The sequence below is a fragment of the Cellulophaga sp. BC115SP genome (assembly GCF_009905545.1).
In the GTDB taxonomy this organism is placed as follows: domain Bacteria; phylum Bacteroidota; class Bacteroidia; order Cytophagales; family Spirosomataceae; genus Flectobacillus; species Flectobacillus rivi.
In genome coordinates this window covers 203678-225436 of the sequence record NZ_JAAALB010000006.1, presented here as the reverse complement: position 1 = coordinate 225436, position 21759 = coordinate 203678, and the positions used below count along the sequence as shown (strand labels likewise).

Annotated in this window: 17 protein-coding genes; 7 read left to right on the top strand and 10 right to left on the bottom strand. The window is 36.8% G+C overall.

The window, feature by feature from the left end:
- The first annotated feature begins 167 nt into the window (after window positions 1-167).
- The 5 genes from GVN22_RS07380 to GVN22_RS07360 all read left to right on the top strand — a co-directional run bounded on the left by GVN22_RS07380 (window position 168) and on the right by GVN22_RS07360 (window position 4502).
- Entirely contained in the window at window positions 168-542 is a 375-nt protein-coding gene (locus GVN22_RS07380) for a BlaI/MecI/CopY family transcriptional regulator (RefSeq protein ID WP_095161546.1), read from the top strand.
- An 82-nt stretch (window positions 543-624) separates the two neighbouring features.
- Complete coding sequence (locus GVN22_RS07375; protein WP_166550396.1) at window positions 625-1140, top strand: biopolymer transporter ExbD; 516 nt, start codon at window positions 625-627, stop codon at window positions 1138-1140.
- Window positions 1141-1152: 12 nt separating this feature from the next.
- Window positions 1153-2484 carry a M56 family metallopeptidase gene (locus tag GVN22_RS07370; protein ID WP_166550395.1) on the top strand — a complete coding sequence of 444 codons (1332 nt, stop codon included), beginning with the start codon at window positions 1153-1155 and terminating at the stop codon, window positions 2482-2484.
- A gap of 596 nt (window positions 2485-3080) precedes the next feature.
- Entirely contained in the window at window positions 3081-3917 is an 837-nt protein-coding gene (locus GVN22_RS07365) for an energy transducer TonB (RefSeq protein WP_166550394.1), read from the top strand.
- A 276-nt stretch (window positions 3918-4193) separates the two neighbouring features.
- A complete protein-coding gene (locus GVN22_RS07360; RefSeq protein WP_166550393.1) occupies window positions 4194-4502 on the top strand; it encodes an isoamylase early set domain-containing protein in 309 nt (102 codons plus the stop codon).
- 101 nt (window positions 4503-4603) lie between these two features.
- On the opposite strand, the gene GVN22_RS07355 is transcribed toward GVN22_RS07360, so the two are convergent.
- From GVN22_RS07355 to GVN22_RS07335, 5 genes are all read right to left on the bottom strand, one after another.
- Entirely contained in the window at window positions 4604-5713 is a 1110-nt protein-coding gene (locus GVN22_RS07355) for an acyltransferase family protein (RefSeq protein ID WP_166550392.1), read from the bottom strand.
- Window positions 5714-5866: 153 nt separating this feature from the next.
- Window positions 5867-6163 carry an autorepressor SdpR family transcription factor gene (locus GVN22_RS07350; RefSeq protein ID WP_166550391.1) on the bottom strand — a complete coding sequence of 99 codons (297 nt, stop codon included), beginning with the start codon at window positions 6161-6163 and terminating at the stop codon, window positions 5867-5869.
- An 11-nt stretch (window positions 6164-6174) separates the two neighbouring features.
- Window positions 6175-7137, bottom strand: coding sequence for an alpha/beta hydrolase (locus GVN22_RS07345; RefSeq protein WP_166550390.1), 963 nt, complete (start codon window positions 7135-7137; stop codon window positions 6175-6177).
- Between the two features lie 295 nt (window positions 7138-7432).
- Complete coding sequence (locus GVN22_RS07340; RefSeq protein WP_166550389.1) at window positions 7433-8035, bottom strand: hypothetical protein; 603 nt, start codon at window positions 8033-8035, stop codon at window positions 7433-7435.
- Window positions 8036-8122: 87 nt separating this feature from the next.
- Window positions 8123-8689, bottom strand: a complete 567-nt coding sequence (locus GVN22_RS07335; protein ID WP_166550388.1) for a hypothetical protein — start codon at window positions 8687-8689, stop codon at window positions 8123-8125.
- 228 nt (window positions 8690-8917) lie between these two features.
- On the opposite strand from GVN22_RS07335, the gene GVN22_RS07330 reads away from it, so the two are divergent.
- Window positions 8918-9835: a hydroxypyruvate isomerase family protein gene (locus GVN22_RS07330; RefSeq protein WP_166550387.1), complete on the top strand. Its 918-nt coding sequence runs from the start codon at window positions 8918-8920 to the stop codon at window positions 9833-9835.
- A 208-nt stretch (window positions 9836-10043) separates the two neighbouring features.
- On the opposite strand, the gene GVN22_RS07325 is transcribed toward GVN22_RS07330, so the two are convergent.
- From GVN22_RS07325 to GVN22_RS07315, 3 genes are all read right to left on the bottom strand, one after another.
- A complete protein-coding gene (locus tag GVN22_RS07325; RefSeq protein ID WP_166550386.1) occupies window positions 10044-11642 on the bottom strand; it encodes a glycosyl hydrolase family 65 protein in 1599 nt (532 codons plus the stop codon).
- Window positions 11643-12218: 576 nt separating this feature from the next.
- On the bottom strand, window positions 12219-14630 hold the full coding sequence (locus GVN22_RS07320; protein ID WP_166550385.1) for a TonB-dependent receptor domain-containing protein: 2412 nt from the start codon (window positions 14628-14630) through the stop codon (window positions 12219-12221).
- A gap of 229 nt (window positions 14631-14859) precedes the next feature.
- Window positions 14860-15684, bottom strand: a complete 825-nt coding sequence (locus GVN22_RS07315; RefSeq protein WP_166550384.1) for a DUF5694 domain-containing protein — start codon at window positions 15682-15684, stop codon at window positions 14860-14862.
- 371 nt (window positions 15685-16055) lie between these two features.
- Between GVN22_RS07315 and GVN22_RS07310 the strand changes: the two genes are divergently transcribed.
- Window positions 16056-17267 carry a peroxiredoxin gene (locus tag GVN22_RS07310; protein ID WP_166550383.1) on the top strand — a complete coding sequence of 404 codons (1212 nt, stop codon included), beginning with the start codon at window positions 16056-16058 and terminating at the stop codon, window positions 17265-17267.
- 343 nt (window positions 17268-17610) lie between these two features.
- Here GVN22_RS07310 and GVN22_RS07305 read toward each other — a convergent pair whose 3' ends face one another.
- Both GVN22_RS07305 and GVN22_RS07300 read right to left on the bottom strand, forming a co-directional pair.
- A complete protein-coding gene (locus GVN22_RS07305) occupies window positions 17611-18120 on the bottom strand; it encodes a glycine zipper family protein (protein ID WP_166550382.1) in 510 nt (169 codons plus the stop codon).
- 549 nt (window positions 18121-18669) lie between these two features.
- Window positions 18670-21729 carry a PVC-type heme-binding CxxCH protein gene (locus GVN22_RS07300; protein ID WP_166550381.1) on the bottom strand — a complete coding sequence of 1020 codons (3060 nt, stop codon included), beginning with the start codon at window positions 21727-21729 and terminating at the stop codon, window positions 18670-18672.
- Window positions 21730-21759 lie beyond the last annotated feature (30 nt).

The following is a 21759-nucleotide window of genomic DNA, read 5'->3' as shown; positions in this document are numbered from 1 at the left end:
AACAGGTATCTAATATAAGTAATAAAGCAAAAGAAAATATCTTTTGGCTGTCGGGTATTAGCGATGAGCCTTTGGTGGTTTTAGCTAAGGATAAATTGATTAGTTTCGATTTCCTTAATTCCAAAATGTTATTTTGAATTTTGCATGCCAACTTATACACTACAATTATGCAAGAAATAGACAAAGAGTTAACTCGAGCCGAAGAGCAGATTATGCAGGTGCTTTGGCAAATCGAAAAAGGCTTTGTGAAAGATATTCTAGACTATCTGCCAGAGCCTAAGCCTGCTTACAACACCGTTTCAACGATTGTTAGAATTCTTCAGGAAAAAGGCTTTGTGAGCCATAAGGCCTATGGCAAATCACATGAGTATTTTCCTGTCGTGAGCAAAGAGCAATATAGCACTTTTGCAACCGAAAAATTGGTTGAAGGCTATTTCGAAAACTCCTTTTCAAGTTTATTTTCTTTCTTCTCTAAAAAAGGAAAAATAGACGTAAAAGAAGCCGACGAGATTTTGAATTTGATCAATAGCATGAAAAAATAGAAGTTGAGATTATCACAACACTAAGGTTTCGACACTTAGGCCACAAGCATAATAGTCGAAACCTGATAACCAAACACTAGCTATGGCCGAAATTTCTACATCCGACAAAGGGGGCTCGCGTCGCTCCCGACAATCTACCCGTGTCGATATGACACCGATGGTTGACCTAGGTTTTTTGTTGATTACGTTTTTTATGTTGACTACTACCTTATTAAAACCCGTTACAATGCAGTTGAGTATGCCTGATAAAACCACAGATAATGCTTCTGATATTCGGGAAAGCGAAACGTTAACCGTGATTTTGGACAAAGAAAATAAGGTGTATTATTATCAGGGTATCCCGACTGACCCCAACATTGCGCTTAAATCAACTGATTTTTCGTACAAAGGAATCCGTCAAGTATTATTTAATTACAAAACTAAAATTGGAAGAAACTTCACGGTGGTGATTAAGGCAACCGACCAAGCTCATTACCGAAACATGGTAGATTTGTTAGACGAACTGGCTATTACCAATAATAAACAGTATGCCATCGTTAATACATTGACAACCAACGAACAGAATTTATTATCGCTTCAATCTCGACCATCAATTTAACATTAACTGCGTATGAACTGGCTGCACTATTTACTCCAAGTGAATCTGTATCTGATTCTATTTTATGGATTTTATCATATTGTCTTGCGTAAAGAGACTTTCTTTGATCTCAACAGAGCGTATTTGTTGGCAACCTCTGCTTTGGCGTTTTTTATCCCGATGTTACAGTTTACTTGGGTACGTGAGCAATTGGTGAGTGATAGTGTATATCATACCATGAAGTATATCTACGATCCACAAATGTATTATACTCCAACTGAGACTTTTGTGCAACAAGGCTGGGCTTGGGGAGATATGATTGCCGTCGTATATATAACAGGCGTTCTTATTGGTATTGGTCGAATGGGACTTCAAATGGCTTATTTGGGAAATTTACTTCGTGGAAAATCTCAAAAGAAGAACGTTAATAAAAGTGCATTTTCCTTTTTCAACTTCTTATTTGTAAGCAAGGATATGCCCATGCGAGATGTGATTATGCGACACGAGCAGGTTCATATTCGTCAATTGCATTCGGCAGATATTATGTTGTTTGAGCTGTTAGCGATATTTAATTGGTTCAACCCCGTTATTTATTTATACAAAAAAGCAGTTCGCTATATCCACGAGTTTATTGCTGATGAAATCACAAGTCAATGGGAGGAATCTAAGGAGGAATATGCGATGTTGTTATTTCACGAGCAATTTGGCGTACAGACTGTCCCTTTAACCAACAACTTTTTTAATGATTCTATGCTCAAGCAACGTATCCAAATGTTGATGAAAGATCGTTCTGAAAATGATGTTCAGTGGAAATATCTGTTGGTATTACCTTTGTTGGGAGCTATGCTGATTTTGGCATCATCTAATTTGAGAGGTTCAGAAATGGAACAACGTCTCAATGTAAAATGGAGAGCTATTGTAGAAAAAGGAGGGCAGGCTGTTGTACCAAGTAAATCTGGTAGACAAGTATTGGCCGAGTCAGGAATCAGTATTTCAAGTGCGACGATTATCAGTCCAGCTTTGGCTGAAGAACTACAAATGGAAGCCGATTCTATTATGAATGGCGTTGACCATCAGCCAGAGTTTAATGGCGGAATGCCTGCTTTTGTGGACTACTTGCGTGCCAATTTGAAATATCCAGAAGAAGCCCAAAAAGCAAATATGGAGGGAAAAACATATATCCAATTTGTGGTAAATAAAGACGGCTCAACTGAAGGTTTTAAAGTAGTGAAATCTGCTGGAGAATCCCTTGATAATGAAGCTATAAGGGTATTGAAGTCTGCGCCAAAATGGATTCCAGGTACGCATCAGGGCAAATTAGTAAGATGTACTTTTATCGTACCTATTTCATTCAAAAAAGCATAAACATAGTAAGTTGTTTTACACCAATATAAGCTTTAGGTCATAGGCTGTATGCATTAAGCAATCAATTATACGATAAACTTAACTTACAGCTTATTGCCTAATGCAACCTGAGTACAACTTTACCTCTTTTGAGGTATTTTTTTACTAAATTATAACTAAATAATTAGTTCTACTGTTGTGAAAGTGTATAAGCTGTCAATAACTAGTTCGAGACTTTATCTCGGACTAGCTATTGCTTCAGTTTTCAAACTGTTAAGAAAATGAGTCCAGTACAAAGTCTTGAACTAGGCATTTCGAATAAAGGAATTTTCATATTCATAAAATCAGAAATCTGTAATAGTTGGGAAAGTACTAATTCTACATATTGTCTTTAAGATAAAATTGATGTAGTGGCAACTGCAAGAGTTGCCACTACATCAAAAAATGCTAATGATAAGCATTCTTTTGAACAAAAGAAAATCCTTCATACAACCCTAATTCTACATTCACAATTCAATCATTCATAATTCGCCATTACCCCAACCTCTCATGAGGTGATTTTTTTCAATATAATAACTAAAAATTTAGTTTTAAATTCTTTTAAACTTCTCAATATCATGAACAGTAACTCATCAAATCAACAACACGAGACCTTAGATGATATTATCTTCGAAGGTCGTAATAAGCTCTATGGCGCTTATTTTCTAAGACAAGAGTACAAACAGATTATCAAAAGGGCTACTTTGATTGGAGTAGGGGCATTTGGGCTGGCATTATCGACTCCTTTTATTTGGGCATCACAGAACTCACGGGATAAACGTGAGGTAGAAATCACCTTACAGGATGTAAAACTACCACCTGCGGAGGAAAAGAAAATAGAGTTACCAGAGCCCCCCAAACCTGAAACACCTGTTGAACCTGTCAAACAAATTAAGTATCTGGCACCTGAAATTGTCACCGATGAGAGAGAAATCGAATTGCCTCCAACACAAGAGGAGCTAGCCGAAAGTAAGGCTACGATTGGTACTGAAAATGTGGACGGAGCCGAAATCGAAATGCCTCCAGTCGACCCTGACCTTGTCAATACTAAGCCTGCCATAGAAGCGCCAGTACACGTCGAAAAAACTGAGGAGAAAGAGTTTATAGTCGTTGAACAAATGCCTGCGTACAAAGGTGGAATGAGAGCTTTAAGTGATTTTTTGAGCAAAAATCTGAAATTCCCTTTTCAAGCCCAGCGTGCGGGTATTAGTGGAAAAGTATATGTTTCCTTTATAATTTCAGGCGACGGAAGCATCTCTCAACTATCTGTAGCTAAAGGAATTGGGTTTGGATGCGACGAAGAAGCACTAAGAGTGGTGTCGAAAATGCCTAACTGGATTCCAGGAAAACAGTCGGGAAGACCTGTCTCGGTTCGGTTTACTTTACCGATTACTTTTCAGATTATGGAGGAATAGTTCTAATTTGAAAATGTATGAGTTTTACACCTATAAAATGTCAGTTCTATACTGTTTTTAGTAGATAGATTAGTTAAATTATGATTATTTTAATATAATTATTAATTAATTATCTGGTTGTTAGGTTTTTATGAAAATATTTTTTGAATATTTGCGATAAATTTTTATCTTAGTTAAATAGATAAAGTACAATTTGAGTGTTTGGTAAAGACTATTTCACTCATTCGCAATAGAAAAAAGAAATCTAGCAATAACTCCTAAAAACTTATTATCATTATGGCAATTACAAAACAGTATTTGAAATCAAAACCAGTATGTAAAGTAACATTTGCAGTTCCTGCCGACGCAGTAAACGGTGCAAAAGCAGTGAACGTGGTAGGAGAGTTCAATAATTGGGATGCCTCGGCTACAGCCTTGAAAAAACAAAAAGATGGTACTTTTAAAGGTACGCTTGAATTAGAAGCTGGAAAAGAATTTCAATTCCGTTATTTATTTGATAGCGCTATTTGGGCAAACGAAACAGAAGCTGATAAGTTTGTTCCAAACGGTATCACTTCTGACGAGAATTCGGTAGTAGTATTGTAATTATTCGAGCAGTAAGAAGGCGTCTCTTACTGCTCGAGTTGTTTACAGGAATATACATAGTAAGTAAAGTAGTTTGCAGTCAAACTGTGTTGACCTATTTACTATACTTTGACAAAGATTTTTTTATTGTGCATGATCCAAAGTATGCCACACCATAAGCTTACGAGGATAATTGCTCCTGCAAGGGAAGCATTATAGGGGCTATCAAACCATGGAGTAATCCATGATTTGTATAACCAGACTTGAAGATTGACTTCTTCGCCTTCGGCATTCTGTAGTTTTATCATTCGTAAAATACGCGGAATCAGACCCGATAAGAAGAATACTGTGATAGCGTTGACACCGTATACCACGAATGGCTTGGTCCATCGTTGGTAGCCTTTGACATCAATAAGCCAGTACAATCCCACCCAAAAGCAAGTTGCCATACCAGCAGTCCAACACACGTATGAGCTTGTCCACAAGGACTTATTGATGGGAAATCCCGCACTATCCCAAGCCCATCCGACTAGCATGCCCATGCATCCTATTAGACAGAGATTGAGAAGTTTTTTACTAACTTCTTGATCTCTGTTTTGCATATAATACCCTGCCAACATACCTGAAATACCATTGCCAACGGCTGGTAAACTACTCAAAAGTCCTTCTGGGTCCCAAACTTTTGCTGCTTTATAAAGATGTGGAATACCCAATATCATGCGGTCAAAGTAAGCTCCAAGGTTAGTTTCAGCATACAAATTGGCAGCGCCAATGCCTGGCACAGGTACCATTGTCATAAGGATATAATACAAAATCAAAATACCAGCCAATACTCCTATTTGAGTACGAGGCTTGGTATAAAGAAAGAGGATAGAGCAAAAGAAAAACACAAGACTTATGCGTTGCAAAACGCCCATGATTCGCACTACTGATATATCAAATTTGGGAAAAAGAGATAGAAAAAGTCCTAAACCAAAGAGCTTTAAACTACGCTCCAATATCTTCAGAAGGGTCTTCGAATCGGGTTGTTTATCCTTAAATGCATAAGAAATAGAAACCCCCACGATAAAAAGGAAGAAAGGAAATACCAAATCGGTAGGAGTACAGCCATCCCAAGAGGCGTGTTCGAGAGGCCAATAGATATGTCCCCAATCGCCTGGGTTATTGACCAAAATCATCATGGCTACCGTGAGCCCTCGAAAGGTATCGAGCGAAAGTAATCGTTGTTTCATAAAATGTTGTTAGAAGTGCAATTCTAAGATAGTTGTTATTGAGTGATTTAGCGAGTTGTGATTTAGTGATTTTTGAAAAAAACTAATATACCATTATAAATAAGACATTAATTGAGAAGAAAATCACTCAACCACAACCCACTTAACACTCATTCACAATTTGTTAGGAGAAATTTCAACCTTCGAAATCTGTACCTCTGGCTTAAACTGTAATATCCATGCGAGCACTTCGTCCATCACGGTCATATTGAGAGAGTATTCGATAAATTGCCCTTTTTTGATAGCAACGACCAATTCGGCCTGTTTGAGCAGGTCGAGATGATGCGAAATACTGGGTTTCGACATATTGAATTGCTCGGCGATTTCACCAGCATTGAGGTCTTTGTCTTTGAGGAGCTCCAAAATTTCGCGACGTGTGGGGTCGTTAAGAGCTTTGAATAATGTATTCATAAAAAGGATAATTAACGACGTTTTTTAATCCACTCTACTATACCCTCGACCAATTGAGGTGCTAAAGGTAAATCTGGATTTTGATAATTTCGTTGTGATTCCTGAGGGTCTAGCGTACCTAGTTTTAGTACATGGTTCATTTGTGGAATCATCAAATAAGTAGACTTTGGAGCAGCTTGATGCAAAGCTTGTCCTTCTTTTTCGCCAACTTGAATATCGGCACTGCCTTGAACAATCAAAATAGGCGTTGTGATTTTAGTAATTTCCTGACTAGGATTATATCGCAGCCACGAAATCATATACGGCTGGATACTTGTGCGAAACAAGCTAAAAATCACCATGTTTTGCATGAGTTTAGGAATTGTTTTGCCTTGTTTGAGTGTTGCTAAATAATTTTTGACAGTATCTTTCACCGAATCAGGAATGGCTTGTGGACGAAGTTGCTCGTTGATTACCTCATCTATGCCTTGGGCAATACCAGATACCGAAATATAGCCATCCACTTTTCTTTTTTGTGCTAAAAGCATTCCTAATAGTGAACCTTCCGAATGTCCAAGAACAAGCACTTTACTAAATCGAGGATCTTTGCGAAGTGTATCCAAAAATTGAGCTGCATCGTCGGCACCTGTTTCAAAACGCATATCTATTTCTTTGACGGCCGTATTACTACTTTGTCCAATCCCTCGCTTGTCATATCTTAAGCTTGCTATTTGATTTTTTGCCAAGCCTTCTGCCAATAATTTATAAGATTGAGCCTTTACGCCCAAAGGATTATTGCCGTCACGGTCTGTGGGGCCAGAACCTGCAATAATTAATACGACTGGCATAGGTTTGGTGGCTTGAGGAATCAACAAAGTACCTTCAAGATTACCTTTGGTTTGAGATAAAACCACGATTTGTTCTTTATTTTGAGCAAAAAGGTTGAACTGTGTAAATGCAACCGTCAGCCATAGATAGATAAGTTTTTTTGTCATGATAGGAAAAAGCTTGAGCATTCGGGTTTTAGCTTACAGCCTTATTGTTAAGCTATGAATACTGAATTGAGGCTTGTTGATTTGTATGTAAGTGTTTGATTTTAAATTGTTTGTTGTTTGTTTGATATGCTTGCTCTGATTACTGGACAAAACGAGAAAGTCTGATTCAGGTGTATCGACTTTTTCACAGATTTTTTAAAAAAACAGTTTTAAACTGTTAAAAAAATGAGTCCAAGACCAAGTCTTGAACTAGTAACTTCAAATTTGTCCAGTAATCAGATGCTTGCTTATTTTATCAATCAGCGCCATATTTTTTTCGAAAAACGATTTTTGCATACCAAAAACTAATAATCATTTTCGAAAAATTAATCATCGAAAAAATAAAGACGAAAAGAAACCCTTTTAAAGGTACAAAACTAAAAACAATCAAAGTTAATCCTGTCACAATACTTAAGCGAGCCAGAAATCGCAAGGTTTTTTTGCCAACATATTCATCATCTGCGTATACACTTATACCTCGGAAGGCAAAGGCACTATCCCAAGGGAGTCGGTTGATTTGATTGCCGTATATGAGGAGGTGAATCCCAATCGGAATTATTGATAAGGTTTGAAGACTTGAGGGTTGGTCTATGAACCAAAGCATTCCTGATAGAGAAAGAAGGTGAACTATACAGGAAGAAATAAAGATAACTTTATGAATTTTTACTTCTATTTCATTCGGTTCATTCGAAAATATAGATGCCATAGAAAATATAATTCCGAGTATTGTTCCTAAAGAATACCCAAGTATATGAGAAGAATTATCAGGAATTTTTTCTAACAAATACCAATACAAATAACTAGATAGAATTAAGTTTGCAACAAGAAGTAATTTTTCGGAAATCGTAAAGTATTTCATCTTTAGTAAAATGTATGCTGATAGTGAATGATTTATTAAAGGAGCTCTATTTTATTGAACAAGTAGCTTATTGATTTTCTACTACGGCTACTCATCCATCAACTGAGTAAAGGCATAAAGTAAGACAAACGCAGAGATATAATACGTTATACCGAAGATAATCAACGCTGGAAGAGGCGTTAAAAAAATAAACAGAATGAGTCCCCAGAAACCTAAGCCTACTCGCATTTTACCTTCTAAACGGTGAGACTTTTGGAGTTTCTCTTCCCCATAAGGTTGCATCCAAAAGTCAAAACTATTAGCATCGAAATGGTATAGAGATTTGAAGTTGCCATATAAAATCAAATTTGTACAGGCTATTAATCCCACAATTTGAAGTTGGTCAATATCTTTTTTTAACATATAAATCCATGCTGACATGACTATCAAAAAATTGATGCTTCGAATAAATCGAATGATTTGGAAGTTTCTTTCTGGGACTTCTTCAATAGAATATTTTCGAAAATTAAGGGTGTAATTCAGAATTCCACCTATAACAAAAGGAATGTACAGATACCAATCATAGGTTTTTATGAGAGAAGAGTCATAATCAATGCCGAACGGAATGAGGTGTATTCCAACTAATAATCCCTCAAATAAGTGAGATTTTTGCATAGAATTTACTTGTTTAAATATTTAGATAAATATCTAAATATTGTTTTGAATATCCAAAAAGAATAGAAGGAAAATTTATGAATAAGTAGTGTTCTGTGATTATAATCATCACACTTACATTTTCAAATTATCAAATCTTCAAATTGTAAGAATCCCCCCAAAGCCCCGTCAGAATACAATAAGTTTTTCTGTATATTAGAACCCTCAACTATTTAACGCCCTTTTACCATGCAAAGACGTGATTTTACCAAAAATCTATTAGCAGCTTCTGCCGTAAGTACGCTTTCGAGCGGTGTTTTAGAAGCAAAAAATACTTCGGCTCAACCTGCTTTCAAACTCAAATATGCACCTCATTTTGGAATGTTCGAAAATTCCGCAGGCAAGGATCCTATCGATCAACTTAAATTTATGCATGAAATGGGTTTTCGTGCGCTTGAGGATAATGGTATGATGGACAGACCTGTAGAAGTACAAACAAAAGTGGGAGATACCATGGCAAAGCTAGGAATGACCATGGGAGTTTTTGTGGTAAACTTTGATAACTGGCCTCTACAAACCTCTTTGGCTTCGGGTAAAAAAGAATGGCGTGATAAGTTTTTGCAAAGATGTAAAGAAGCTGTAGAAGTTGCCAAACGTGTAAATGCCAAATGGATGACCGTGGTGCCAGGGAATTACGACCGTAGTATTCCCATCGGAATCCAGACTGGACATGTAATTGAGTCATTGCGTATGGCAAGCGCCATATTCGAACCGCATGGCTTGGTGATGGTGTTGGAGGCATTGAGCGATACCCCAGATTTGTTTTTAAGAAATTCGGACCAAACTTATATGATTTGTAAGGCTGTCAATAGCCCATCGTGTAAGTTTTTGTTTGATATGTGGCACATGCAACGTAACGAAGGACATATCATTTATAACATTGACCAAACGTGGGATGAAATCGGTTATTTCCAAATTGGCGACGAGCCTGGGCGTAAGGAACCAACCACAGGTGAGATGAATTACAAGAATATCTTCAAACATATTAATGCAAAGTCACAAGCTTCAGGACGAGACTTTGTTTTTGGCATGGAACACGGCAATTCAGTAAAAGGCAAAGAAGGTGAAATCAAATTGATTGAGGCTTATCGGGCTTCTGATTTGTAAGAGGCAATCTTGTTGTTGATAAAACTTAATGCCTTAGAGAAACAGAAGTTTGATTCTATTTTTCTAAGGCATTAATTTTTTATTTTTACTACAGTTTCAAAACTGTAGTAAAAATAAGTCCAAGACTAAATCTTGAACTAGTAAGAAAATGAATTGATAGTAGCACTAAAGTACAAATACAAAAGCGAGAGTAACACCATTATTTACACTATTGAAGGCTAAAATTTATCTTATCAATTTTATCTTTATTTACTTTTAATTCTCCATTTACAAAAACTAACAAACCTTTTCCTCTACCGTATTTTGTACCAAATTTATCGTAAAGTATGGTTAACGTTTTTCCCTTATATTGTATTCCATCCAAGCAGAACCAATCCCACGTTTTATCGGGTAATAAAGGGCTTATTTCTACAGTATTATCCAGCTGAGGCTTTAATCCGATTAAATCAGAGATAAGGATGTCACAATAAGAAGAATGATTATAGTCCTTACCTCTTTCTATGCCTCCTTTGTTAGCTGACCAAGTTCCATTCTCCCATTTTTCAAGTTTTGTACGAGAAATCCAATCTCCTGTATATGGATTTATGTTTTCATCAATCCAAGGTACAATTTTACCATTTTTTAGAACTAGTCTTTGCGAATAGCTGTATTTTACGAATTGGTTAAAGAAATCATCTTTACTAACAATTTTTTGAGGATAATTATTTATCACATTGGCTAGTGCTTTAAGAGTAATTGATGTAGCGAAAGGCCACACTGGTCCGTTCCACTGACATTCGTGACCTAAATAAGAAATAGCAAATTTTGAATGATTTTGTTCTGCTGAGGTTAATCCATAAGGACTATTAAATCCATTATTAGCCTTAATCAATTCCCAAGCTATTTCAAATCCTTTATTTTTAGGAGGAAGATTTACATACCAAGGAGTATAGCCCTGTAATTCACGAACAGTTACAAACTCACCATCTTTTTCTGAACGAGTTTTATAAAATTTTACTTTCTTATCCCAAAGACCATTATTAACTAGTGTTTGCAAGCTATCAGCTTTAATCAAAAACTCTTTTGATAATTTTATATTTCCATTGATTTTGGCAAATTCAGCTATTGCAATAGCCTCAGCATACATGTAAGAATTTATAGTTGGTCTTTTACCACTTCCACTTATTTGCATTTCCATACCATCTCGGTCATCGTATGTACTAAATAGACCATCAGGATTTTTTCCAATAAAATGACCATTTTTAATCCAACCTGTTTCCCATACCTGATAATTTTTAACCAAATTAGGTAGTAGGTTTAACACTGTTGAATCATTAGTCACTTTAAAATATTCCATAAATGCGTTGGCTGCCCAGAAACTATACATTCGAGGATCTCCTTCTGTAAACCAAAAATTGGCGTAACTATTCAAGTATTTGTTGGATTTTAACCAACGTCCTTCATAAAAATGAAGTGAAGCTGCACAAGCAATGGTATTATATTTTCCAGCCCAGTAGACTTTAGGTAAAAATTCGGTAATCACATAACCATTTGGCGATTTTTGAATATGCTTTCGGTAGGTCCACCATCTAAAATAGTAGGTTAATTCAATATTTTTATCTGGGCACTCGAAAAATGGAATATTTGATTTTAAGAATGACCAAGCTGAATCATTGGGAATTAATTGTTTATATAGCTCATTATCATTTCGATTAAATTCATCTATATAATGTTTAAAACTTGTATCTTTTAATACATAATTATGTTGAGCATAGCTTTTTACACTTGTAATGATAAAGAGGAAAATAAGAAATAGGGCTTTATTCATAGGTTTTGCATTTAGTGTTTACATGAATTAGTTTTGATTGCAATCAATATCAATAGAATCTATGCCATCAATACAATTTTAAAAACGATATTAATCTTAAGAAGAAGATGAAATTTAACTCGTTTGGTTTTGTACTATATTGAAAGGATTATACGGCACAATATAAAGCTATTATCTGTTCTGATTTAATGATATATTTTAAGTTTTTGATATACAATTTTACCGTGGATTATACAAATTATCTCTATTGCGTTGCTAAACAGGAGAGTAAAAGAAAAATTATATGTTTCTTAAGTAAGCAATATATAATACGAATTGATGGTTTACGGAATTTGATGAGACAAGCTAAATCTTCAAAAAAATTAATGCCTTAGAAAAATAGAATCAAACTTCTGTTTTTCTAAGGCATTAATTTTTTATTCCTTACTTCAGTTTCAAAACTGTAGTAAAAATGAGTCCAAGACTAAATCTTGAACTAGTAAGATTGCGTCTCTACTGCTGAATATTAATTTAAAAATAATCACTCATACACTTTTCAAAACTCAGCACTCCAAACTCAGCACTCAAAGCTCCTATTTAGTTTGCTTTTACACGGTTAGATTCCGATTCGGAGCCTGTTTGACGTGAACGGCTTGCTTTTAATTTCTGATTACCAAAGCTATAGCTAAATCCTAATCGAAGGTTTTGCGATGCTTCACGGCTGAAATATTTGAGGTTAATGTCTTGATATTCAATAAGTCCTCTTGTTTTTTCAGTGTAAAATACGTCGTTCATAGCCAATGAAATCTTGCCTTTTCCTTCCAATACTTTGTACTGTAAACCGATCGTTAATGCTCCTAATGGGTTTAAAGTTAAAAACTCTTGTTGCGAACGAGTCATATACCAACCGCCCATTTCCATGCTGAGTTTGTTGGTAAATTTGGCGTTAATGTTAAAATACGCCAACCAGTTTACGCGAGACTGATCAAAGGTGCCACCTAGATAATTGGCATTATAGGCATTGTATATCAATTGATTACCGCCATATCCAGAAATGTTCTTTCCAATTTTGATAGGGAAGTTTAGTTCTACAAAGTAGTTTTTGTAAGTCGCTAAGTTTTCGGCAGTGGTATAAGTACGCTTTGTCGCAGGGTCTTGCTTAGGCGCATTATCCACAATGACATCGTTGGTGTTGTTGTAGCCAAGCGCAAAGAATGGCTGTCCATCAAATGTCAACTGTAACTTGATTTCGTTGGTCAATTGTGGTTTCAACAATGGATTTCCTCTTGTAAAAGTCAGAGAGTCAATCTGGAATTCAAATGGGTTTTGTTGTTGATAACTCGGGCGGTCGATACGACGGGTAAATGAGGTCGTAACGGCCAAGCTTTTGTTTAGTTTATGCGTCAAGAAAATACTTGGGAAAAACTGCCAATAGTTACGTTCCAACACATTTTTGTTTTCGACCTGACTAAAACCTGTTGCAACGGTTTGTTCGGTACGCAAACCTGTTTGAAGTTCCCATTTTTTACCAAAACTGGTATTGTAATTGACATAAAGCGCATTGATGTTTTCTTTATAATTGAAAACATTGCTTCGTTTGGTATCCAACACCTGTTCACGATAAAAACGCAAATCGTTGTCAATCGTCGCAAAACTCATTTTACCACCAGCTTCCAACTTGCTATCCTTCGAAATAGGATGCGTATAGTCCAATTTCGCTGTCATAAATTGAACAGGGTTATCCACACTCTGTGAGTTATTACGACGTAGACCGTTATCCAAAATCGTAATCAAGTTCTGATTTTTGAGTTTGTATTGCACATAATCCAAATCCACATTGAGTTCACGACCTGTACTATCAAAAGTATGTTTCCAGTTGAGGTTATAACCAATATTATTACGAGTCGTAGGTTGGTCGTTAAGGGTTTCGAACTGACTAGTCTGTTGTTTAGTTTCTGTCGAAAATACTTTTGTAATAGCTGTACTGTTGTTGCTACCCGAACGGTCAAAACCTGTGAGTAATATCCCTATAGTGTTTTTCTTATCTAAATAATAATCAGCACCTAGACGTGCATTATGAACTTTGGCATCGCCAGGATTCATCATGATATTCGAGAACTCATCTTTACCAATTACACGGTCAATTTGGGTGAGTTGAAAAAACGTTCTGTCAGAATACGTATAGCTTCCAAATACGTTCCACTTGCCTTTGCGGTGATTGAGCGAAAAGTTGGGAGAATATCCGCCAAAAAAGTCATTTTTACTACGATTTACGACCGTATTATCAACCATTGCACCTCTAAAGTTGAGGGCAATCGAGCCGTTTGTGCCAAGATTAGCATTGCGTTTCATAATAATATTAATCACGGCACCACCTGCGGCATCATATTTGGCAGAAGGGTTTTTGATTACCTCGATTTTTTCGATGCTATTACTTGGCAAGTCTTTCAATACCTGATTCATATCGGTGTACTGCGACGGTTTTCCATCAATCATAATAGATACCGAAGCTTTACCAGCAATCGTGATGCGGTCTTGAGCAATAATTAGCCCAGGTACTTTTTGTAAAACCTCAATGGCAGTACTTCCCACGGAGGCAGGACTATTAGCCACATTTACGACTAGTTTGTCTGCTCTTTGTTCTAAAAAAGGCTTTTGTGCGGTTACTGTTACCTCATCTAAGGTCTTTGAACTCGTTTTTAACGTAATCGTTTCGATTGTAACAGGTGATTGGTCGACCGAGAAAACAGCACTGAAGGCTTTTTGATAACCCATCATCGAAATACTAATAAGATAGCGACCTTTATTAACTGATTCGAAATGATAGACTCCAGAAGCGTCAGTCAAATTGGCTTTTACCATACTCGAATCTTTGGCTGAAAGTAACGCGACGGTAGCAAATTCGGCAGCTTGATTTTTTTCGTCAAAGACTTTACCTGAAATTTTTTGTTGAGCCAAAGCTCCAAATCCACAAAAGATAGATAGTAGTAGTGTTTGTAATAATTTCATTGGTTTAAATTTGTTAAAAGCACTTAGCCAAGCCCACTTGTAGGTTTAAAGAAGTTTGAATTAAAAAGTCTATGGCTACTAACGGAAAACGCTTGACGATGCGGCGAAATTTTAGCACAAAAGTTCAATAGAAATTGAAGATCCGACGTAGCCAATTACGGCCATTGAACCTTGTACAAATGCTTTATAAAAGCACTTCAATCGCCAAATTGCCAACCCGATGTTGCGGTTATTTTAGGTAATTAAATGTATTTTCAAGTTGAAATTTTGGACTTCTTTTCAAAAAATCCATGAAGAAAGCTGTATGGGTTCCTCCCATTAAAATGAAAATTCTATCATCTTTCGTCATTGGGATTTGATTTAGATTAGAAAACATTACTAAATTTCTATGGTAAAATTTGCCAGCTTCGTCTGCGCCTTGAGCATGATTTTTACTTGAATTGTATAATAACAAATCAGCATTAAAGTTGATAAGACTTTCCAAATATTGAGGATGATTATTCAGTTTGAATAAATCATAAAAAGGAATTCCTTTTTCGGGATTTTTTGAGTCATTTTCATCACTCAGTATAGAATATTTGCTTAAAGTAGTAGTATCTACACTGTTTACAACATTAATATTGTAGTTGTACTTTTCTTTAAAGTCGATTCCATAAATCTTTTTTGCTCCGCTAAGTCTTCCAACTTCATAAGCTAACAATTCTATTTCGTCTGGATTTACAAACTTTTTCGTTGGGTTTTTTAGATAATCTGAATACGCGATTTGTCTCAAACTATCATTTTTAGGTAAATCTTCAATAACAATTATTGTTGGTTTAAATTCAGCTAACATCTTAGCTAATTTTTTAATTTCTTGCTGATTCTTTTTGTTGTTTTCATCAAAATCCGTTGCGTTTGCATCAGAAGTTTCACCCATGTGAAAAGTTCCAACATTTAATACAGGTATTGCATCATCAAATTTAGTCTTGTATATAATTTTCTTTTCGTAAGGTACATTTTGTGCAAAAATATTTACTGTTGTCACAAAGAATAAGAATGTTAAAATCTGTTTCATTTTATGTAGGTTTGTTTTATAATCGCCGCTAACAGTTACTAGATGCAACACAACGAAGTTAGGTTGCACACACCAATAAAAAATTTGCTTCGTGAAGAATGGAACGATAAATGGATAGGGGGCAAAATTTATCTGCTTTAGGCTATATGCTGTAAGCAAAAGAGGTCCTGTCTGGTGGGGTTACTTAAATAGCAGTTTCTACTCAATTTATGAACTCAATTCTTGAATAATTGTTTATTCTATAGAACTTATAGATTAAATTTCTAATTTTAAAAAAAATAAGTTTCTAACGATAGATAAAAGGAGTAAATATTCGTTTACAGTCTATTCGTAAGAGTAATAAAAATTACACGACAACTAAAATCTAAAATATGAAATTACATAAAATTATAGCCTCAGCGGCTTTAGCTATAGCAAGCTTTGGCATTACAAAAGCACAAGTAGCTCCTAAGCAAGGTGTTTGGAGAGGTACTTTTAGTTTGTTTGAAGGAAAAGAATCGCCTTTCAATTTTGAGTTAAAAGGCAAAGACGCCTATTTGTTGAATGCTTCTGAGCGATTTGAACTAAAAGGAGTTACACAAAAAGGAGATTCATTATTTATTCCAGTAGAGGTTTTTGATGCTGTATTAGCAGCCAAAATCGAAAGTCCAACTACTTTATCGGGGGTATTCAAAAAAGGTACTACTCGTATTCCATTCAAAGCATCTCAAGGTAGTCGCTACCGTTTCTTCGAAAAAGTAGCACCTTCAAAAGCAAGTTTAGCGGGTAAATGGGAAGTGTATATGGGCACTGCTACAACGCCAGTAATTGGAGTATTTGAGCAAAAAGGTCAAAAAATTACAGGAACGTTCTTGTCAAAAACAGGAGATTATCGCTATTATGAAGGCGATATCAAAGGTGATGAGTTCTATCTTTCGGCCTTTAGCGGCTCGAGTCCAGCGTTGATTATTGGTAAAATCGAAGGAAATACCATTACTGGTCAAAGCATTGGAGCTACAAGTGCACGACCATTGAAAGGGACAAAGAATGACCAAATAGAATTACCAGATGCGTATTCATTGACGAAAGTAAAGGATGGGAAACAATTTGATTTTACTTTTCCAGATGCTTTTACAGGGCAAAATACCTCATTGAGTGATGCCAAATACAAAGGAAAAGTGGTGATTGTAACCATTTTGGGTAGTTGGTGTCCAAACTGTATCGATGAAGCTTCATATATGGCGCCATGGTACAAAGCCAACAAAAATCGTGGTGTAGAAATTATAGGTTTGTCTTTTGAGCGTAAAAACGATCCAGCTTTTGCCAAAACTCGTTTGGAAGCTTTGAAAAAACGTTTTGACATCCAATATGATATCTTGTTTGCAGGTTTGGCAGACACTCAATACGCTTCGTCAGTATTACCAGCTTTGTCTGAGATTATTTCTTTTCCAACTACGATTATTGTAGATAAGTCTGGAAAAGTCGCTAAAATTCATACAGGATATTCAGGTCCAGCAACAGGAAAATATTATGATGATTTTGTCAAAGAATTTAATCATGAAATTGATGAATTATTGAAGCAAGATTTGTCGACAGGAAAATAGGGAGGAGTTAGGATGGCAGCGTTTTGAATTATAGATTCTAACTTCACCAGTATGACAACATTGGTCATTTTGTATTGAGTGAGTTGTGCATGAGTGATTGTTCTAAAATTTGTATTCAGCTAGTGGCAGAGACGCAATGCTTTGCGTCTTAAGCCGAATCAGACATCACATAAGCGTATCAAAAAAAGCGGTCGAAAATTGATTTTCGACCGCTTTTTTAATGAATAATTATCAGCATTTTGATCATGCTTTAGACCGTATGTAACAGGTATAAATGTTTTAGAGATACTTTTAAACTTTTAGCCTACTGTATAAATTTAGCGTCTAAAGCAGATAAAATTATCTACTGTTTTTTATCTAAAATTGCACCTACACCTGCACCAGCGCCAGCGCCTAGTGCTCCGCCAATGACAGCTCCAGCTGCTCTATTTCGTTTATTGACAATTGCACCAGTTACAGCACCTACACCAGCCCCAATTAAAGCTCCTTTGGCAACTTTTGACATTTTACTTTTTTTCTTGGTTACGGTTGGCGTACTAGCCGTATTTGTCGACGAGCTACTTGAGCTAGAAGTCTTTTCAACTTTGGCAGGACTACTATTATTAGCACCAGAAACGGCAGCACTCGTACTTTGAGCACTTTCACCAGTCGATTGCGTAACTTGTGTTGTTGGTGTTGCTTTTTGCATGGAGTCAATCACCATTTGTTTTACTTCTTGCGCTTGAGCGACCATTTTCATCGAGTCAATGGCAGCTTGTTTGGCTAATTCAATAGCAGCTTTATCATCTGTTTTTTGTTGGCAAGAAGCCAAGCCAAGAATGGCTGTTGCGAAGATTAAAATTAGCTTTTTCATAAATTTTACGTGTTAGTATAAAGCAATTAGTGAATGATATGTTGTTTTAAAATAATTGCTTCATAAATGTTTGACAGTACAAAGTTGAAAGCAGAAAAATCTGTTTCTTTGACATATTAACGTAAATACTACCCGTTTGGGTTTGTTCCTAATGGGTAATTGAGTGAGTGGTCAAATTTTGATTGGAGGATTTTCACCTATCAAATTGAGTGATTTGTGATTGAGTGCATGAGTGATTCTGTTAAAATTTATATGCTAGCCTAGCGGTAGAGACGCAATGATTGCGTCTCAATATTTGCGTCTAAAGCCAAGTAAAATCTTGCATAACAGCATTAAAAAAGCGGTCGAAAAAATATTTTTCGACCGCTTTTTTGATAAATACTTAGCGCATAATCCCAATCCTAAAAATTCGGGATGACACTCATGTTTTACTAAAATATTGAGTGAATAACCTTTAGATGAAAAGCATTGCATCTCTACACCTGAATCACACATTTTCAAATCTTCACATTTTCAAATCCTCCCATCCTCACATTTTCAAATCAAAAACTATTTCTTTTTCAAAGTCATTAAGAACTCTACTAAATCGACCAATTCTTGTTGAGACATACCGTCCGCTAAACCTGTCGGCATCATCGAGTTGCTTTGCATTTTTATGGATTTAATAGCGCTAGTCTTAAGGTTTTGAACAAGACCTCCAGGCATTTTTAAGACAACATCAGTTTCAGTTTTTGAAGCAACAATTCCCACTAGCTGAGTGCCATCTTTGAGTTTGATATCCCAGCCTTCGTAGCCAAAGCTAATACCTGCATCTGGATGTAAAATGGCAAGATATTGACCTTCCTTGGCTAGCTTACTGCCTATTTCTGAAAGCTTGGGTCCAAAATCCATTCCTTCGCCATTGACCTGATGACATACCGAACAGTTGTTGGCAAATACCTGCGCACCATTTTTGGGATTACCTGTCAACGCAATTAGTTCAGAAATAGGAGGGAGCTTTTTGCTAGTGGCGTTCGTTGTACCTAAATATTGGGCAGCCTCTACACGTATCGAACGACGCCACGCACGGCTTACGCCTTCTACTGCCACAGGTATCAAGTCTTTCTTAATCTTTTTAGCTTTCAACAACTCCAAGATAAGGTCTTCACCATTGCCACTACCGCCCAAATAACGAGTCGCTTCACGATGGATATTGGCGCTATATTTGGGATTGAACATGGCATCTTGTAGTAATGTCAACTGCGTTTTTCCCCCATTCCAACGAATCGCACCAAGAATCTTAATGGCTAAATCTTCTTGTTTGGGATTATTAATGATATTTTTAGCCAATAGAACCCCTTGTGGAGATTTGAATAGAGCATTCCCCGCATCGCCAACTTTTTCACCTTTGCCAATCATGCTAATCAGACGCTCGTTGCCTTCAGGCAATGTGTATTTATCTTGTAATTGAACAAACTCTTTGTCGTCCAGATTATTCATGAGTTGTACTAAGGCATTTTTGGCAATCGGAGACGTTTTAACAAATTCTGCATCGAGATGACCTAATGCCAAACGATTAATCTGGTTTTGCTCTTGAGAATTACCATTCAACATGCCTAAAAGCGCCGAAGATTTTTCGGAACCTTTTACAAAATCAAAAGCACGGAAATAACGCAAACGTTCTTTTAAGGCTATACTTGGGTCTGTAGCCAAAGAAGCCAATAGTTTTACAGATTGATTACTTCTCGAGCGCCAAATAATATCTTTTCCTGAGGCGGAGTTAGCAGGGTTTTGATTTTGAGATAAATAGGCACTAAAGCAAGCATCCCAATTGTCCTCAGCACCAATACCCAAAGCCTCCAAATACCAACGGTCTTTACCATCGTGTTGCGAAGCCAAAGTTGCCCACAACTGACTAGCTTTAGGGTTTTTTTGTCCATACAGCGCTATCGCACATTCTCTACGTACTTGAGGGTCGGTGTCTTTTGCTAATTTTTCTACATAGTCTAAAATGTCTAATTTACCTTGGCGAACTGCACGCAATCCAGCGATACGAATATCTGGATTAGCGTCCTGAATAGCTAAATCAGTGTATTTTTTGGCATCAACCAATTTAACTAATGCCCAAAAAGCTCTAGCACGAACTCTTGGATTGTCGTTTTTCCAGTAAGAGGCCAATGCATTTTCAGCGCTTTTTCCCATTTTGCTTAAAGCTTCCCAAGCGAGGTAGCGAGTCGCAATATTGGGACTTTGTAATGCCTTGGCAGCTCCTTCGGGAGTCGCAAAATCTTGCTTAGGGACAGAATAGGGAGTTTGAGGAGGTGCAATACGATAAATGCGTCCACGGGTTAAGTCGCCTGCTTGGTGTCCTCCAACGCCTGGGTCATACCAGTCAGCCACAATGAGTGAGCCATCAGGTGCGACACATACATCGGCAGGGCGGAACCATTGGTCAGTTTCATTTTTCATGATATTCACAATTTGCGCCGAATATCCTGCCCCTTTTTTCGTCACAGGGTAAGAGCGCACGACGTTGTGTCCTGGCTCGCAGTGAATCATTTGACCATAAAACTGTTTGGGTAACAAATCGCCTTCATATAGAACCATTCCTGTAGGTGAGCCTGAGCCTGTTTGTAATAGGTTTGGCACTGTACCGGGGTCGTTCAAATGCCAGTGGCGCAAAGGTATTTCCTCTTCCATATTGGTGCGAGGATACCCCCACGAAGCACGCGTCATTTGATCTTTATAGCCATAGTTACCATATTCCATGACAAAATTGATACGCACCCCTTTGTTGCCATCATCATCGTTGTCCGATTGCCACAGTGTTCCATACGAATCAACTGCTACTTCGTAGTTGTTTCTAAAATTCTGAGCTAAACACTCTACCTCTGACCCATCCAGATTACAACGGAATAGCATTCCTTCTTGGAAGTTTTTTCGAGAAATTTCTCTTCCGAATTGATCTTTAACCAAATTGCCCTTCGCATCTTTGAGTTGACGACCTTCATTTCCAAAGTTAAAATAGAGCTTTCCATCTGGTCCAAATACGAAAGTATGTACGCCATGGTCGTGTTGCTCGCCCTCAATTCCTTGGAATAGAATTTCCTTTTTGTCTGCTTTATCATCGCCATCGGTATCGGTAAACTTCCAAACGTAAGGACTTTGAGACACTATCACTACGTTGTTGAGCACAGAGATACCCAACGGCGCATTAATTTCTGGACCTTGATAAAACACCTTACTTATATCTGCTTTGCCATCCCCATTGGTATCTTCCAAAATCACAATTCTATCACCTTCTTTATGAGTAGGGTTGCCCGTGATAGAAGGTCTATAATTGTAAGCTTCTAAAACCCATACACGACCTTTGGCATCTACATCAATATCAGTTGGGTTGATGAGCATGGGTTCGGTGGCAAAAGTACTTACAGTGAGACCATCTACCATTTTAACGCCTTTGAGGGCATTGTCTGGTAAACGTTTCTGATTTTCGGTCAAGAGAGAATCCACATAGTGATTGATAAATCGACTTTTGGGTGAAAACTGATAAGCAGTGCCCAAAAGCACACCTCCAAGCAAGACTGTAGGAATCAGTATTTTAGATTTTTGGGAAAGTTTGTTTAGCATAAGTTTTGGAAGAAAGGGCTTTGTAAATTA

Coding starts and splice junctions, on each gene's coding strand:
- GVN22_RS07380 (WP_095161546.1), top strand. CDS start 168: ATGCAAGAAATAGACAAAGAGTTAACTCGAGCCGAAGAGCAGATTATG.
- GVN22_RS07375 (WP_166550396.1), top strand. CDS start 625: ATGGCCGAAATTTCTACATCCGACAAAGGGGGCTCGCGTCGCTCCCGA.
- GVN22_RS07370 (WP_166550395.1), top strand. CDS start 1,153: ATGAACTGGCTGCACTATTTACTCCAAGTGAATCTGTATCTGATTCTA.
- GVN22_RS07365 (WP_166550394.1), top strand. CDS start 3,081: ATGAACAGTAACTCATCAAATCAACAACACGAGACCTTAGATGATATT.
- GVN22_RS07360 (WP_166550393.1), top strand. CDS start 4,194: ATGGCAATTACAAAACAGTATTTGAAATCAAAACCAGTATGTAAAGTA.
- GVN22_RS07355 (WP_166550392.1), bottom strand. CDS start 5,713: ATGAAACAACGATTACTTTCGCTCGATACCTTTCGAGGGCTCACGGTA.
- GVN22_RS07350 (WP_166550391.1), bottom strand. CDS start 6,163: ATGAATACATTATTCAAAGCTCTTAACGACCCCACACGTCGCGAAATT.
- GVN22_RS07345 (WP_166550390.1), bottom strand. CDS start 7,137: ATGACAAAAAAACTTATCTATCTATGGCTGACGGTTGCATTTACACAG.
- GVN22_RS07340 (WP_166550389.1), bottom strand. CDS start 8,035: ATGAAATACTTTACGATTTCCGAAAAATTACTTCTTGTTGCAAACTTA.
- GVN22_RS07335 (WP_166550388.1), bottom strand. CDS start 8,689: ATGCAAAAATCTCACTTATTTGAGGGATTATTAGTTGGAATACACCTC.
- GVN22_RS07330 (WP_166550387.1), top strand. CDS start 8,918: ATGCAAAGACGTGATTTTACCAAAAATCTATTAGCAGCTTCTGCCGTA.
- GVN22_RS07325 (WP_166550386.1), bottom strand. CDS start 11,642: ATGAATAAAGCCCTATTTCTTATTTTCCTCTTTATCATTACAAGTGTA.
- GVN22_RS07320 (WP_166550385.1), bottom strand. CDS start 14,630: ATGAAATTATTACAAACACTACTACTATCTATCTTTTGTGGATTTGGA.
- GVN22_RS07315 (WP_166550384.1), bottom strand. CDS start 15,684: ATGAAACAGATTTTAACATTCTTATTCTTTGTGACAACAGTAAATATT.
- GVN22_RS07310 (WP_166550383.1), top strand. CDS start 16,056: ATGAAATTACATAAAATTATAGCCTCAGCGGCTTTAGCTATAGCAAGC.
- GVN22_RS07305 (WP_166550382.1), bottom strand. CDS start 18,120: ATGAAAAAGCTAATTTTAATCTTCGCAACAGCCATTCTTGGCTTGGCT.
- GVN22_RS07300 (WP_166550381.1), bottom strand. CDS start 21,729: ATGCTAAACAAACTTTCCCAAAAATCTAAAATACTGATTCCTACAGTC.